This window comes from Frankia sp. EI5c, from assembly GCF_001636565.1.
Lineage (GTDB): Bacteria > Actinomycetota > Actinomycetes > Frankiales > Frankiaceae > Parafrankia.
The window spans coordinates 249453-263099 of sequence record NZ_LRTK01000007.1 but is presented as its reverse complement, the minus strand read 5'-3'; the positions used below and the strand labels follow the sequence as shown (position 1 = coordinate 263099).

At 72.1% G+C, this 13647-nt stretch carries 14 protein-coding genes and 3 pseudogenes; 5 read left to right on the top strand and 12 right to left on the bottom strand.

The features are described 5' to 3' along the window. Nucleotides 1-35 precede the first annotated feature (35 nt). A complete protein-coding gene (locus UG55_RS06165; RefSeq protein WP_083986458.1) occupies nucleotides 36-749 on the bottom strand; it encodes an HAD family phosphatase in 714 nt (237 codons plus the stop codon). A gap of 137 nt (nucleotides 750-886) precedes the next feature. Here UG55_RS06165 and UG55_RS06160 point away from each other — a divergent pair, with 137 nt between their 5' ends. Continuing rightward, nucleotides 887-1990 (top strand): winged helix DNA-binding domain-containing protein, encoded by a 1104-nt coding sequence (locus tag UG55_RS06160; protein WP_066063980.1) that lies wholly within the window; start codon nucleotides 887-889, stop codon nucleotides 1988-1990. Here UG55_RS06160 and UG55_RS06155 read toward each other — a convergent pair. Continuing rightward, a complete protein-coding gene (locus UG55_RS06155) occupies nucleotides 1920-3056 on the bottom strand; it encodes a type III polyketide synthase (RefSeq protein ID WP_083986457.1) in 1137 nt (378 codons plus the stop codon). The two genes, UG55_RS06160 and UG55_RS06155, sit on opposite strands and share 71 nt — an antisense overlap. A 241-nt stretch (nucleotides 3057-3297) precedes the next feature. Between UG55_RS06155 and UG55_RS32925 the strand changes: the two are divergent. Together UG55_RS32925 and UG55_RS32920 are read left to right on the top strand one after the other, a co-directional pair. Beyond that, a pseudogene (locus UG55_RS32925) lies at nucleotides 3298-3754 on the top strand (MFS transporter); the annotation flags it as partial. Between the two features lies 1 nt (nucleotide 3755). Then, a partial coding sequence (locus UG55_RS32920) for an MFS transporter (RefSeq protein ID WP_242423799.1) occupies nucleotides 3756-4590 on the top strand: 835 nt, incomplete at its 5' end. A gap of 42 nt (nucleotides 4591-4632) precedes the next feature. Here UG55_RS32920 and UG55_RS06145 read toward each other — a convergent pair. The 10 genes and pseudogenes from UG55_RS06145 to UG55_RS06105 all read right to left on the bottom strand — a co-directional run bounded on the left by UG55_RS06145 (nucleotide 4633) and on the right by UG55_RS06105 (nucleotide 11496). Further along, nucleotides 4633-4956: pseudogene (locus UG55_RS06145) on the bottom strand (hypothetical protein). 3 nt (nucleotides 4957-4959) lie between these two features. Continuing rightward, a complete protein-coding gene (locus UG55_RS06140) occupies nucleotides 4960-5196 on the bottom strand; it encodes a hypothetical protein (RefSeq protein ID WP_066063978.1) in 237 nt (78 codons plus the stop codon). A 419-nt stretch (nucleotides 5197-5615) separates the two neighbouring features. Beyond that, nucleotides 5616-5912 carry a cytochrome C oxidase subunit IV family protein gene (locus UG55_RS06135; protein WP_066063975.1) on the bottom strand — a complete coding sequence of 99 codons (297 nt, stop codon included), beginning with the start codon at nucleotides 5910-5912 and terminating at the stop codon, nucleotides 5616-5618. Between the two features lie 3 nt (nucleotides 5913-5915). Further along, nucleotides 5916-6437 carry a cytochrome c oxidase subunit 3 gene (locus tag UG55_RS06130; protein WP_066064224.1) on the bottom strand — a complete coding sequence of 174 codons (522 nt, stop codon included), beginning with the start codon at nucleotides 6435-6437 and terminating at the stop codon, nucleotides 5916-5918. A gap of 98 nt (nucleotides 6438-6535) precedes the next feature. Continuing rightward, nucleotides 6536-6734: pseudogene (locus UG55_RS46700) on the bottom strand (hypothetical protein); the annotation flags it as partial. Nucleotide 6735: 1 nt separating this feature from the next. Beyond that, nucleotides 6736-7309, bottom strand: a 574-nt coding sequence (locus UG55_RS46695; protein ID WP_396230814.1) for a hypothetical protein, incomplete at its 3' end; no start/stop codon positions are given. Beyond that, entirely contained in the window at nucleotides 7306-8010 is a 705-nt protein-coding gene (locus tag UG55_RS06120; protein ID WP_066063972.1) for a hypothetical protein, read from the bottom strand. The genes UG55_RS46695 and UG55_RS06120, both read right to left, overlap by 4 nt. A 195-nt stretch (nucleotides 8011-8205) precedes the next feature. Next, entirely contained in the window at nucleotides 8206-9798 is a 1593-nt protein-coding gene (locus tag UG55_RS06115; RefSeq protein WP_199865050.1) for an MFS transporter, read from the bottom strand. Nucleotides 9799-9935: 137 nt separating this feature from the next. After that, complete coding sequence (locus UG55_RS06110) at nucleotides 9936-10994, bottom strand: MBL fold metallo-hydrolase (RefSeq protein ID WP_066063969.1); 1059 nt, start codon at nucleotides 10992-10994, stop codon at nucleotides 9936-9938. Continuing rightward, nucleotides 10984-11496 (bottom strand): VOC family protein, encoded by a 513-nt coding sequence (locus tag UG55_RS06105; protein WP_066063967.1) that lies wholly within the window; start codon nucleotides 11494-11496, stop codon nucleotides 10984-10986. Before UG55_RS06105 ends, UG55_RS06110 begins: the two co-directional genes overlap by 11 nt. A gap of 278 nt (nucleotides 11497-11774) precedes the next feature. Between UG55_RS06105 and UG55_RS06100 the strand changes: the two genes are divergently transcribed. Together UG55_RS06100 and UG55_RS06095 are read left to right on the top strand one after the other, a co-directional pair. After that, a complete protein-coding gene (locus UG55_RS06100) occupies nucleotides 11775-12725 on the top strand; it encodes a nuclease-related domain-containing protein (RefSeq protein WP_066063965.1) in 951 nt (316 codons plus the stop codon). An 87-nt stretch (nucleotides 12726-12812) separates the two neighbouring features. Next, nucleotides 12813-13508, top strand: a complete 696-nt coding sequence (locus UG55_RS06095; RefSeq protein WP_066063962.1) for a hypothetical protein — start codon at nucleotides 12813-12815, stop codon at nucleotides 13506-13508. The last annotated feature ends 139 nt before the right edge of the window (nucleotides 13509-13647 follow it).

Sequence of the window (13647 nt, the reverse complement as noted above, 5' to 3'; positions counted from 1 at the left end):
CACCCTATGGGTGGCGCCGCGGGGCAGCCGCGTGGTCACCCCGCGTCGGCGGCGGCCCGCCGCGGTGGATCACCGGCCGGGCCGGCCAGCGGCGGCAGCCCCAGCGCGCCCCGGACCCCGGGGGCGCCGAGGTCGCCGGCGGTCAGGTGGGCGGCCAGCGTGAAACTCGGGCGCATCGGGACACCGATCACATACAGGCCGGCGTCGCGGGCGGCGAGGACCCCCGGCGGCGAGTCCTCGATCGCGACGCTGTGCCCGGGAGCGGCCCCGAGGGCGGCGCAGGCGCGCAGGTAGATGTCGGGATGCGGCTTCGGCCGATCGGTGTCCTCGCCGCCGAGGACGACCGGGAAGGCGTCGGCGACGCCGATGGCGGCCAGGTGGCCGCGCACCAGCTCCCGCGGGGCGCTGGAGGCGACGGCGAGGGGGTAGCCTCGGCTGGCGAGCTCGCGCACCAGGCCGACGGCACCCGGCCGGGCGGGCGCGCCGGCCGCGAGCTCGACGGTGACGAGGTCGAGGATGTCGCCGACGAGCCGGGTGCCGTGGTGGCTGGCGAAGCCGAGCACGGTGGTGAGGACCTGGCCGACGACGTGCAGCGGCTGGCCGACGAGCGTGTGGTGGTGCTCGACGGTGAACACGCGGTCGTGGTGGCCGAACAGCGTGGTGTAGGCGCGGTGCCAGCAGATCTCGCTGTCGACCAGGGTTCCGTCGCAGTCGAACACGACGGCGGCTGGCCGGGCTGGTGGCGTCATCGGGACTCCCGGGAGCCGGCCCGCGGGCCGGTGTCGTTCGAAGGGGCCGGTAGGAGCGGACCGTAGCCCGATGGTGCGACAGTTCCCGGCCGTCCGGCCACCACCGGACTGTCGCAGGTGCCGGTTACGGTGGCCGCATGGTCGACAAGGTGACGCGGGCGGGTGTTCTCGCCTTCCGGACCAGCGCCCAGGGGCTGGACGGTGCCGCCGCCACGCTGGCGGGCACCGCCGTGCTGGACTTCGGCGTCCAGGACACCGGTCCCGACGGCGGGCTGTGGGCGCTCGCGGTCCGCGGGGTGGGCGTGGCGGTTCCGGGCGGCGATCAGCTGGCGACGGTGTGGACGCTGCGCGGCGCCCCGCACCTGTACCGGCGCGGTGATCTGCCCGCCGTCGCCGCGGCCACCGCACCGTTCTCGGAGGCGGACGCCACGAAACGGATCTTCGAGGCGGGCAGATCGCTGCGGGCGGCCGGCATCAGCTCGCTCACCGCGCTCGGCGCGGTCGCCGAGGCGCTGCGCGGGGTGGTCACCGCCCCGATGGTGAAGGGTGAGGTGTCCCGCCGGCTGACGGAGCTGATGCCCCCGCCCTACCTGCGTGCCTGCCGGCCGTGCCAGGCCACGCATCTGTACGAGCAGCCGTTCCGGCTCGCGGCGCTACCGGCGGGCCTGGAGCTCAGGGCCGGGACCTCGCCGCCCGTGCTGGAGCCGATGCCCGGGTTCGCCCGCGCGGCGTCGGTGCCGGAGCGATTCGACGTCGTCCGCTGCTACCTGCGGCTGTTCGGCCCGGCGACGCCGAAGCAGGTGGCCGAGTTCCTCGACGCGCCGGTGAAGGACATCCGCGCCCGCTGGCCGTCCGATGCCGTGGAGGTGACCGTCGACGGGGAGCGGCGGTGGCTGCTCGCCGAGGACCGCGGGCGGCTGCTCGCCGCCCCACCGGCGCGCGCGACCCGGCTGCTCGGGCCGTACGACCTGTTCCTGCAGGCGCGGGACAGAGCGCTGCTGGTGCCCGACCCGGCGCGGGCGAAGTCGCTGTGGCCGGTGCTCGGGCGGCCCGGCGCCGTGCTCGTCGACGGGGAGATCGGCGGCCTGTGGCGCCCGCGTCAGTCCGGCGGCCGGCTGCGGGTGCGGGTGACGATGTGGCGGCCGCTGACCGCGGCCCTGCGCGGGTCGATCACCGCCGAGGCCGAACGCCTCGCCGCGTTCCGGCGGGTACAGCTCGCCGGCGTGGACGTCGAGGAGTGAGGTCGGCCGGCACGTCCGGGGCACGGACCCACGTTCCCACGCAGGTCTCCGCGGTGATGCCGGGGCCGAACCCGGCGATCACGCCCCGCGCGCCGGGTTCGAGGGCGTCGTCGTCGAACATCCGGCGCAGCGAGTCGAGCACCACCGCGCTGGCGATGTTCCCGTACTCGGTGAGCGTCGCCCGGCTGTAGCGGAAGGACGACGCCTCCACGTCGAGGATGTCGCGCAGATCGTCGAGGATGCGTGGGCCCCCGGCGTGGATGATGTAGAAGTCGAGCTCGGACGCGTCCCAGCCGTGGCGGTGCGCGAGCCCGTGCAGCGCCGGCGCCAGCAGCGCCATCGTGGTGGGGACCCGCTTGTCGAGCTGGAAGTGGAAGCCGGTGGCCTTGACCGCGTAGGAGATCCAGTCCTCGGTGTCCGGCACCAGGTAGGAGCCGTTGCGTTCCAGCCTGATGCCGGTACCGCCGCGGCCCCGGACGACCGCCGCGGCGACCGCGTCCCCGAACAGTCCGTTGGACAGCAGCGTGCCCACTTCGTGGTCCGTCGGTTGGTAGCACAGGGAACAGAACTCGCAGGCCACGATGAGCACGTTCGCGTCCGGATAGGCGGCGCAGAAGTCGCCGGCCCGGTTGATGGCGGCGCCGCCGGCGGCGCAGCCGAGCTGGGCGATCGGGATCTGGCGGGTGTCGTTGCGGAAGCCCAGGTTGTTGATCATCCAGGCGGTCAGCGACGGCATGAGGAACCCGGTGCAGGAGACGAAGATGATCGCGTCGATCTCCCGCGCGTCGAGGCCACCGCTGTCCAGGGCGGCCCGCACCGCGGCGGGTACCCGGCGCCGGGCCTCCTGCCCGTACACGGCGTTGCGCGCCTCGAAGCCCGGATGGCGCAGAGTCTCCTCGATCGGGCGGATCAGGTGCCGCTCGCGGACCCCGGTGTTCTCGACGAGCCGCAGCACCAGGTCGAGCCGCGGATGGTCCGGGTGCAGCCGGCGGGCCAGTTCCAGCGTCTGTTCCATGGAGATCACATGTTCCGGCACCAGGACGGTCGGACGACACAGAATCGCCATGGCGCAAGTGCCTCCCTGGAAGATGCGGAGTAATCCCCCCGGGGGGTGCGGGCCGGTGCGTCCGTAACGGTCACGGGCAGGTCAGCCCGGTGCGAGCACCCGCGTCCCCGATGCCGCGGTAGATACCCTGCGTGGCTTCTCATACGCATGCGGTGGGCGGGTCGTGGCCGGTTCCGCCGGCGGGTGGACCGGACCGTGGTGGCCACCGTGATCCCGGTGGGCACCCATAGTGAGGAGGACCGTGAACCCGTTCCGTTCCCTGCGCGTGCGCAACTTCCGGCTCTTCGTGATCGGGCAGATCCTGTCGGTCGCCGGTACCTGGATGATGGTGGTCGCCCAGGACTGGCTCGTGCTCGACATCACCGACGACTCACCGGGGGCGCTCGCAACCGTCACCGCGCTGCAGTTCACGCCGTCACTGCTGTTCACGCTGCTCGGCGGCCGCCTCGCCGACCGGTACGACAAGCGGTTGCTGCTCACCTGCGCCAACCTCGTCTCCGCGGCGGTCGCGGTGGCGTTCGCGGTGCTGGTGCTCACCGGCGGGGTGGCGCTGTGGCAGATCCAGCTGTTCGCGCTGGCGCTGGGGATGGCCAGCGCCGTCGAGATCCCGGCCCGGCTGTCGTTCATCAGCGAGCTGGTCGGCCCCGAACTGCTGCCGAACGCCTCGGCCCTGAGTGCCGCCTACTTCAACGTTGCCCNGGTTGCCGGCCCGGCGCTCGCCGGTGCGCTGATCGCGGCGATCGGCCCCGGCCCGGTCATGGTCATCAACGCGGTGAGCTATCTCGCGACGGTGGCGGGGCTGCGGCTCATGCGCACGGAGGAGCTACAGCGCGGGGCCCGCCCGGCGACTGCCGCGCGGGTCGTGGACGGGCTGCGCTACGTCGCCTCCCGCCGGGACCTGGCACTGCCACTGGCCCTGCTCGCCGTGGTCGGGTTGTGCGCCATGAACTTCCAGCTCACCCTGCCACTGCTGGCCAGGACGGTCTTTCACACCGACGCCGCGGCGTTCGGCCTGCTCACCACCGCCTTCGCCGGCGGGTCACTGGCGGCGGCGCTGGTCACGACCGGCCGCCGCAGCCGGCCGTCGGCGGGTCTGGTGAACGCCGCCGCGGTCGGCCTCGGCGTGGCGATGACGCTGACCGGCTGGGCCCCGACCTTCGAGACCGCCGCGGCCGGCCTGTTCGTCACCGGCTTCGGGGTGCTCTACTTCGCGCAGGCCGCGAACCACCGCATCCAGCTCGGCAGTGACCCGCTCTTCCGCGGGCGGGTGATGGCCATCTACTCGACCATCATGATCGGGTCGACCCCGCTGGGCTCGCTGCTGGTCGGCGCGCTGGCCGAGCGGACCGACGCGCGGGCGGCGATGTGGTTCGGCGGGGTCGCGACCCTGATCGCCGTCGCGGGTGTCCAGGCCGCCGGGATGCGCGGCCACTCCGGCGACCCGGCCGCGCCGGCAGACCCGGTGCCGGTGCCGCAGGTGGCGGACCCGGCACCGGGTCTGCCGGAAGCGGCGCGTCCGTCGGAACCAGTCTGACGTCCAACGACATCGGCACGCCGCGGGGCACCTTCGCGGCGATCAGCCCGCCACTTTCGTCCGCTCGATCTCGGTGACGTAGGCGGCCAGGTTGCCCAGGGTCTGCTGGCCGCCCTCGATCGCGTGGTACTTCTCGACCGCCTCGTCGCGCGCCCCTGGTGGGGAACACCGTGCGCATCTCGATCCGGGTCGCCGCGCCGTCGGGCGCGAACGTGAGGACCGACTCGAAGGCCATCGCGACAGGTGCCGCACCTCGGTGAACGCCTCGAACACCAGCTCCCGGGGGGCGTCGATGACGCGGGAGATCACGATCTCGCGGTCAGCCGGCCCGGACGGCGCCGGCGCTCCTCGTCTCGTCTCGCTCATCACCTAGTCCTCCTGCCTTGTCTGCTTCAGGTCCCGCACGTATGCGTCCAGGCGGTCGAAGCTCTCGTTCCAGAACCGCTCGAACCCGCCGGCCCACTCGTGGACCGGTCGCAGCCCGCGGGCGTCGAGGCCGTACAGGCGCTGTTTGCCCGCCCTGCGGTCCCGCACCAGCCCGACCTCCCGGTGCTGTGGCTCGGCGATCGCGTTGAAGACATCCGACGTCGTTGCCGCTCGTGCCATGGGCGTCATCGCATTCCCATAACGGCATGCGTCAAGGACGGTGTGCGGGACCTCTGGGTGCGTTGGGTGATCTGACGGGGGTGGTCAGCGCTTCGGGTGGGGGCGCGGGTGTGGCGACGCGGCGGCTGAAGAGCTCTGCGTGTCCCCTCNGGCAAGGCTTGACAACCCCGGTGGTGGATGAATTGCAATCCCAGCGGGAGCGGAGACACAACGGGCCCTTCAGCCGCTGTCGGCGAACACCCGCGGACCCGCGGCGCGGGGGTGGACGAGGGCGGTCGCGGTGCCCGTGCGCCCGCTGAAAGCCCTGGTGACGGCGTTGTAGCGGGTTCGGTCGGGTGCGGCGGGCCGGTGGCCGTTCCTCCGATCAGACAGCACTGTCACCCCGACCTCGGGCCAGCCCCTGCCGCCGCAACCTCGGGTCAGCCGGCGACGGCCTTTCCCACGAAGTACGTCCCGAGCAGCACCGCCGTCATGAGCACGACCCAGAGATCGGTGAGGCCGCGCAGCAGCCGGGGGGCGTGCCGCACCTCCATGAACTCCCGGATGATGATGCGGACCTTCACCAGGGCCAGGATGATCGCGCTCACGGTGACCGCGGTGCTCGCCGTCGGGGCGCCGTGGTCGTCAGCCGAGTGGTCGATCCACAGGTAGATCACCGTGATGACCGACAGGACGAGCCAGCCGGCGAGGAGCCTCTTGTTGAGGGCGGTCAGCACGGATCACCTCACGACATAGAGCAGAGCGAAGATCAGGACCCAGAGGAAGTCGACCGTGTGCCAGTAGGTGGCACAGGTTTCGACCACTTCCTGGGAACGCCGGTGCGGGCTGGCGAGCTGGTACCCGAGCACGCCGAGTACGACGAAGCCGATCAGCAGGTGGACGGCGTGGATCGCGGTGAGGAAGAAGTAGTGCTGGAAGAAGTCGCCGCTGGTGAACGTGTTGCCCGCATTGATGTGCCCGGTCCATTCGACGACCTTGAGCGCGAGAAAGGCGGCGCCGAAGCCGGCGGTGAGGAACGCGTCCCGCAGCGCGGCCCCGTGGCGCCCGGCGCGGGTGGCCTGGACGCAGCGGGCTATCGACCACGAACTCGTCAGCAGGATGATGGTGTCCAGGATCCCGAGGCCCAGGTCGAGGTGCGACTGAGCCCGCAGGAACGCGGCCTCGTGCTGGGTCCGCTGGTAGAGGTACACACCGAAGTACGCGGTGAACACGAGGGACTCGAAGAGGACGAGGACCCACATGTCCGGCTGGCCGGGGACCCGCCCCGCGCTCCTGGTGGTCGCGGTAGAGATCGCGGTCGTGCCCGCCTCCGGCGGCCCGCCCGACTGCCCGGTGGTCGTCACGGTGCCACCTCCGCGGCCGCGCGGGCAGGTGACTTCCTCGGCGGGAGGCCGGGCAGCGGCCCGGTACCGAAGTCCTCGCGGCGGATCACGTTACGCAGCAGGCTGATGAAGACGCCGGTGTAGATGCCGAACACGACCACGTTGATCCACCATGCGACCAGGCCGTTCCAGGCGAACACGCCGCGTTGGAACATCNAGGACGGTGCGACCACGACCTCGGTGAGGGCGTTGCAGAGGTTCAGGTAGCCGAACCACCGCGGAAAGACACGGTTCCGGTCGAGGAGAATCGCGGTCATCCAGACCAGTGAGCCGACGAGGAAGACGCCCATGGTGCCGGAGAACGACAGGAAACCCAGGTCGTAAAGCCACCGCTGTAGCTCGGGGTCGCGTTCCGGTCGCAGGGCGCCGGCCGTCATCGCCACACAGATGAACAGGAAACCGGGCACCGCGCTGACCGCGTACAGAATCAGGTAGGAGTAGGCGAACGCCCGGCTGACCGACATCCGCCGGATCGAGTAGGTGATCAGTGCGATCGACGTCGCCGAGAAGCCGCCGAGAACGAAGATCAGTGCCAGGCCGATGAGCAGGCCGTCATGATGGTCGCTGAACCAGCCGGCGACCTGGTCGGGGCTGTACCACGGCCGGCCGGGCGGCTGCGTGCGCGTGATCACGAAGAAGACGACGGTGTACAGCTGGTAGAACGCCAGCGTCGCGCACCACATGAGCCATAACTCGCGCTTCGGGTTGTCGTACCAGGCGGGGCGCCTCACGCGGTGGCCTCGGGGGTGTGGCCGCGGGGGAGGGTCCGCCCCAGGACGACGCCCATCACGATGATCCAGAGCGCGATGGCGGCGTTCCTGACCCAGAACGAAAGGAATCCGTCCCAGGCGAAAACTCCGCTGTGCGCCAGCCCCGCGAACCCCGCCGGCAGCAGAGCGATCGCGATGAGGAGGTTGAAGACCGCGACCCACCGCCGGAACACCGGTTTCTCCTGCTGGTCGAGGTGGATGGCGACCGCGAGGAAGAGGCTCTGGGCGACGAGGAAGGGAACGCCGCAGGTGAACGTGATCCACGCCAGGTCGTTGTAGAGCTGGGTGAGTTCGGGGGCGCGGTCCGGCCGGAAAGCGGCGAGGAGCCAGAAGATACTCGCGGTGAGGAATGCGATGGGAGCGGCACCGGCGCAGCCGATCATGCAGTAGCGCAGCACCGGCGTGCGATGCGCCATGCCCCGCATCCGTTCCACGACGAGCATCAGAACCGGAATCAACGCCACACAGAACCAATTAAAAACGATCATGCTGTAGCGGATGCGGGCGGTGTTCTCGCGGTAGAAGTCCGCGATCTCGGCCGGTGTCGCGCTCGGCGACATCGGCGGGAGGAATCCGGGGAAGAGAAAAAACGCCGCGAGCCAGATCGCCGCAGTTCCGGGCAGCGTCCATAAAAGGATCCGTTCGCCGGTGATCCGCGTCATGGGGCAGGAGGATAGCCGATCGGCTATCCGGCTGTCCAGATACCCGGAAGCCCCGGGCTCCAGGGCATCGGCCGGGGCGGTCAACCCCGAAGCCGGGGCACCTTCCCGATTTCAGGCGGCGGAATTCGGCCGGCGTCCCGCGGTCAGCGGGGGATTCTGAAAAGGAGGAACGCGGGTGGCCGGGTGCCGCCCCGGTCAGGCGGTGGCGGTGGTCGAAGGCGTGGACGGCGCCGGCTCACCGACGCCCGCGAGGGGTGCGGCGGAGGCCGGGCCGGCAACCCGCGGGCGGCCGGGGAGCGCGAGGGCGACGAGGCCGGCGACCCCCGCCACGACGGCCCCCAGGATCAGGCAGACCCGGATGCCGGTCAGCGACGGCACGGCGGCGGCTCCGAGCGGGACCGTGAAATGCGCCAGGACGACCGCCACGACGGCGCTCGCCGTGGACATGCCGATCGAGCGCGACAGGCTGTTGAGCGCGTTGGCCGAGGCGCCCTGGGAGAGCGGGACGGCGCTCATGATGAGCGCGGGCATCGAGGCGTAGGCGAACGCGACGCCGCAGTTGTTCAGCAGGGCGAACAGCATGACGCCGGCGGGGGAGCCGATCAGCCCGAGTCCCGCGACGTAGGCGAGGGCGATCACCCCGGTGCCGACGAGCAGCGTCGCCTTCGGCCCGCGCGCGGCGGTGAGCCGGGCCGTGAACGGCGCGATGGCCATCATCGCCAGCCCACCCGGTGCCATCCACAGGCCGGCGGCCAGCATCGACTGGTCGAGGCCGTAGCCGGTCGCGGCCGGCAGCTGCAGCACCTGCGGGGTGACGATGGCGATGGCGTACATCGAGAAGCCGACGACGAGGCCGGCCAGGTTGGTCAGCAGCACCTGCCGGCGGGCGGTCGCCCGCAGGTCGACGAGGGGGGCGTCAAGGCGGGTCTCGAAGAGGCCCCAGAGCCCGAGGACGATGACGGCGGCCGCGAGCAGGGACAGCGTCGGCGCGCTTCCCCAGCCCCAGGCGCTGCCCTTGGTGATCGCCAGCAGCAGCGCGAGCAGCCCGCCGCTGAGGCCCACCGCACCGAGGACGTCGAACCGGCCGCCCGCGCGCACCGGTGACTCCGGCACGACGATCCGCACCAGGATCGCGAAGACCGCCCCGGCGCCGGCGCACATCCAGAACAGGGCGTGCCAGCTCATACTCTGCGCGATCAGCGCGGAGACGGGCAGGCCGAGCGCGCCGCCGACCCCGAAGGACGAGCTCATCACCGCGATCGCCGCCCCCAGCCGGGCCGGTGGCAGCACGTCGCGCATGATGCTGATCCCGAGGGGGACCGCCGCCATACCGACACCCTGGAGCGCCCGCCCGGCGGCCACCGGCGCCAGCGAGCTGGTCAGCGCGCACAGCACCGAGCCGGCGACCATGATCCAGGTGCTCGCGACGAGGACCCGCCGCTTGCCGTGGAGATCGCCGAGCCGGCCCGCCACCGGCATGGCCACCGCCCCGGCCAGCAGCGTCGCGGTGATCGCCCAGGAGGCGTCCGCGGTGGAGGTGTGCAGCAGCGTCGGCAGCGACGGGATCAGCGGCACGATGACAGTGCCCATGATCGTGACGATGACGCCGGCCCCGGCGAGCGTCGTCACGACCGCCCGTGTGGACCTCGCGGCGACGGGCGGGCCCGCGGCAGGGGCGATGACGGACTGGCTGGAGCTCACGGGGGGATCGCTCACCTTCACGGCCGGTGCTGTGGCCGGCCGGCCTGCTCCAGCCGCCGGGTTTCCCGGCGCCAAGCCTAGACACATCGGTGGCGAGGTGAAACCGAAAGCGGAACGTCGCCTCCGGACGTGATCCAGGCCGGCGCCGTGATCCTGCGCGTGGCCGAGCCGAGCACCTCACGGCGGGCGGCTGCCGGGCACGAGCGGGATCCGCGTCTCGCCGCTCATGCGGCCAGGCGGAACGAGGTGCCCGAGCTGCTCGGCACCCAGGCATCGGGGAAGGCCTGTGCGAAGGCCTGCTGGGCGCGCCAGCCGGTGCAGTGCGCGGGTGCGAGGAGCTCGGGCGCCAGCTCGGTGAACGCGCCGACCGTCGGGGGGATGACCGGCTCGAAGGCGGCGCCGCCCAGGTGCAGCCCGCCCACCAGCGCATGCAGCCGAGGCACCCCGGTCAGCCGCAGCGCGTGCCGGACGATGTTGACCGCGCCGGCGTGCCCGCACCCGGTCAGGACCACCAGGCCCCGGTCCCGGACGTGGACGACGAGCGCCTGGTCGTCCAGCACCAGTGGGTCGGGCTGCCAGCCGGCGCCGTCCCAGGCCTGATGCGGTGGCGGCATCCCGCGTTCGAACGCGGTGGTCCGGTCGACCTCGCCGGTGATCAGCACGCTCCCGTCGACCAGCAGCGACGGATCACGGCGCTCGAGGACCGCAAAGCCCTCCGACTCCAGCGCCCGCCTGCTCAGCGTCGGCAGCTCGGACGGGTCGAGCCCGGGCGGCGCCAGCCGGCGGCGGGTCCAGACCAGCGGGTGCACGGTCATCGGCAGGCCGCGGACTCCGCGGCGGCCGGCCAGCCCGGCGAGACCGCCGGCGTGGTCGAAGTGGCCGTGGCTGAGGACGACGCCCTGGACCTCGCCGAGGTCGATCCCGAGCCGGTCGGCGTTGCTGACCATGCCGTCCGGCGACACCCCGGTGTCGAACAGCAGGCTGGTCACCGTGTCACCGCGGCGGACGCGGACGAGCGCCGAGAAGCCGTGCTCGGCTCGCAGACCCATGGTCGTCAGCCCGTTCTCGAACTGCGGTGCCTCGACCAGGCCGGCCCCGCGCGGCGCCCGGGCGACCCGCTCGTCGCCGGTCAGCAACGCGTCGAAGGTGTTGTCCATGAGGGTGGTGATGACGACCTCGTCCACCGGGGCCAGTGAGATCGGGTCGACGGCCGGGCCGGGCGCGGGCCGGGGCGCGCTGGCCAGGGCACCCACCAGGTCGGTCGCCGAGTCGTCATCGCACACGCGGGGTCTCCTGATCGTCGTCGGTGGTCGGGGTGGGCTCCGCGGCGCGCGCCTGGTAGCCGGGGGCGGGTGTGCCCGGCGGGTTGTAGACCCCCGGCTTCGCCGCCGGGTTGGGCACGCACACCTCCGCCTCAAGCCCGTCCGGGTCACGGAAGAACAGGCTCAGGACGGGGCCGAAATCGGTGACGAACCCGTCGGTGGCGCCGCGGGCCATGAGCCGATCGCGGATGAGGTCGAACGCGTCCGTCGAAGCGGCCTGCAGGCCGAGGTGATCGATGCGGCCGCGGCCGAACATCGGTGTCTGGCGAAGCGCCTCGGTGTTGTCGTCGAGTTCGAACACATTGAGTTCGGTGGCCGGGCCGATGGCGACCAGGGACAGCGTTCCTCCCGGCATTCTGACCTCGTGTTCCACCGTGGCCCCGAAGACCTCGTGGTAGAACGCGTGCAGCCGTCGGGCGTCGTTAGTCAGAATCGCCACGTGGTTCACGCCGTTCAGCAGCATGGGAGTTCGTCCTTTCGGGATCCGTGGCCGGCGGAGGAGTCCGCGGCCGGCGCGCCGCCCGGTCGCGGTCGTATATCGGTGGAAAGGGCCGCCGCATCCGGCTAGCGTGAAGCCGCTGCACTTTTCCGGGCCGGAGGCCCGGAGGCCGGCGCGAACTCTGCGCCGGGTTTCGTGATTGTCGCGCCGTGGAGCTCTCGCGCGGTGGCGTTCTCGTGCGGCTGCCGCCGCGCTTTTCGTGCTGCCGTGCCGGTCGTGCTGTCCTTGTCGAAGGGGGAAACGTGGGCGAGCTGCGGGTCAGGCACTGGAACAGATACGGGCGGCAGCGGCTGTATGTGAACCTCCCGGACGGCCGCAACGCCGCCTGGCTCGACTGCGCGACCGGCCATCTCACCCTGCTTCTCGACGAGGTGGGCCGCGACGCTGTGCTGGCGGCACTCGCACCGCACACGTCCGGCATTCTGGTTTCAACAGTGCCGGCCGGCGCGGTTGTTCCGCCCGGGTCGTCGGGCGCTCCGGTGCCGTCCGGTGTGCCGGAGCCGCCGGTGAGCGCGGGCGGGCGGCCGGAGAGCGCGGGCGGGTGGCCGGCGCGGCGTCCGGATGTCGCGCCGGAACCTTCGCCCGACCTCGCGGCCCATCGCCCCGGCGAGGCGATCCACGCGAAGCTTCGCGAGCTGCGGCCCGGATTCTGGCGATCGCTGGCGGACCGGCTGCTACGGCGCGGCCGGCCGGAGACGGCGGGCTGGCGTACCGGGCTGGCCGGGGAGCGCCTGGTGGCGGCGGAGCTGGCGCCGCTGGCAGCTGCCGGCTGGCGGGTGCTGCACTCGATCCCGTTACCTCGGGACGTCGATATCGACCATCTCCTGATCGGTCCGGGCGGGGTGTTCACGGTCAACACCAAATACCATCGCGGCCGCCGGATCTGGGTGGGCGACGAGGCGGTGAAGGTGGACGGCTGGACCCACCACTACGTGCGCAAGGCCCGGGCCGAGGCCCGGCGCGCCTCCGAGGTGCTGAGCCGGGCCTGCGGTTTCGGCGTCGGCGTCGCCGGCGTGCTGGCCTTCGTCGAGGCGGAGAGCCTCACGGTCGTGCCGTCGCTGCGGGATGTCCTCGCGGTGTGTCACGACGACCTGCGCCACGCCTTCGACGGCGTCACGGGCCAGTGGCGGGCCGAGGACGTGGAGCGTATCTACGCGGCGGCGCGCGACCGGCGGATCTGGATGGACGCCTGACCACGCGGGCCACCACAACCGCGGGAAGCTGTCGCCTCGGCGTCGTTCGCGTCCGGACGGCCCGTGGCCTGCGCTAGAACGCTGGACATGTCACGTGTGATGGTCAGGATGGCCGCGGTGCCGGTGGTGCTCGTGGGTGGAATGCTCACGGTCGCGTTCATGCTTCCGAACGACCGGCTGTACCTGCTGGGCCCGATGATCGCCGTGGCGATGATGATCACCATGGTCACGACGATCGCGCTGTTGCCCCGGCTGCTCCAGCGGCGGATGAGCGAGATGTTCGGGCCCGGAGCGGGGCGGCCCGGCTGGCGAGGTGCCTGGCCGCCGGTGTCCGCCGGAGGCCGGCGGGGGAGGCCGGGAGGCGGCTTTCCGTCCGACGTCTTCGCGGGCTCCAGGGGCGCGTGGGGGCCGTCCGCGGCCCGCGGGCGCTTCGGTGACGCGCACGAGCCGTGGCGCGGGGACTATGGCTGGTCTCCGTACGGCGGCGAGCACGGAAACCCGTCCTGGTGCGGTGGCCACAGCGGGCATTCGGGTTCGGATCCGTGGGGCGGCGGTCCCAGCCACGGTTACCGTGACCACCACGGATCGGACAGCTACTCGAACTGCGGTTCCGACAGTTCATGGTCGAGCGGCGGCTCCGACTCCTCGTCCTCCGGCGGTTCCGACAGCTCGTGGTCGAGCGGCGGCTCCGACTCCTCGTCCTCCGGCGGTTCCGACAGCTCGTGGTCGAGCGGCGGCTCCGACTCCTCGTCCTCCGGCGGTTCGGACAGCTCCGGCTGGTGAGTACGCCCTGGTGCGTGCGCCCCCACGCCCGGCCCGCGGGCAGGGGGGAAGACGGAGGGGAACCGGAACCCGGGGCACGGGCCTCGGTGGCAGCTTCCTGACTCCTCCGGCCGGAATAGTGGAGAAGCCGCCCGGCCTT

Excerpts from the sequence above, each read along its gene's own strand:
- UG55_RS06165 (WP_083986458.1), bottom strand. The coding sequence starts at position 749 with ATGACGCCACCAGCCCGGCCAGCCGCCGTCGTGTTCGACTGCGACGGA.
- UG55_RS06160 (WP_066063980.1), top strand. The coding sequence starts at position 887 with ATGGTCGACAAGGTGACGCGGGCGGGTGTTCTCGCCTTCCGGACCAGC.
- UG55_RS06155 (WP_083986457.1), bottom strand. The coding sequence starts at position 3,056 with ATGGCGATTCTGTGTCGTCCGACCGTCCTGGTGCCGGAACATGTGATC.
- UG55_RS06140 (WP_066063978.1), bottom strand. The coding sequence starts at position 5,196 with ATGGCACGAGCGGCAACGACGTCGGATGTCTTCAACGCGATCGCCGAG.
- UG55_RS06130 (WP_066064224.1), bottom strand. The coding sequence starts at position 6,437 with ATGTGGGTCCTCGTCCTCTTCGAGTCCCTCGTGTTCACCGCGTACTTC.
- UG55_RS06120 (WP_066063972.1), bottom strand. The coding sequence starts at position 8,010 with ATGACGCGGATCACCGGCGAACGGATCCTTTTATGGACGCTGCCCGGA.
- UG55_RS06115 (WP_199865050.1), bottom strand. The coding sequence starts at position 9,798 with ATGTGTCTAGGCTTGGCGCCGGGAAACCCGGCGGCTGGAGCAGGCCGG.
- UG55_RS06105 (WP_066063967.1), bottom strand. The coding sequence starts at position 11,496 with ATGCTGCTGAACGGCGTGAACCACGTGGCGATTCTGACTAACGACGCC.
- UG55_RS06095 (WP_066063962.1), top strand. The coding sequence starts at position 12,813 with ATGTCACGTGTGATGGTCAGGATGGCCGCGGTGCCGGTGGTGCTCGTG.